The organism is Pseudomonas sp. PME37.24/025 (assembly GCF_055556615.1).
In genome coordinates this window covers 1-235 of the sequence record NZ_JBVHNK010000487.1, presented here as the reverse complement: position 1 = coordinate 235, position 235 = coordinate 1, and the positions used below count along the sequence as shown (strand labels likewise).

General features: G+C 68.1%; 1 protein-coding gene. It reads left to right on the top strand.

The genetic code is table 11. The annotated features are described in order from the left end of the window. The coding region (locus ACZ3HH_RS31180) for a glycosyltransferase (protein WP_465810601.1) at positions 1–235 on the top strand (235 nt) is incomplete at both ends.

Below are 235 nucleotides of genomic sequence, written 5' to 3'. Positions count from 1 at the left end.
CACGGCGCTCGCCAAGGCACGTTTCACGGGAAACCCTGTCCGGGATCAGGTCGTTGACTGGGCCACGCAGAGCTATCCGGTTCTCACGGCGGACGGACCGTTTTCGCTCCTCGTGTTCGGCGGCAGCCAGGGGGCCCGTTTCCTGTCCGAGACCGTACCCAAGGCCCTGACCCTCCTGCCGCCGGACCTGCGCCGCCGTCTGTTCGTGGTGCAGCAGTGCCGCCCGGAGGATCTG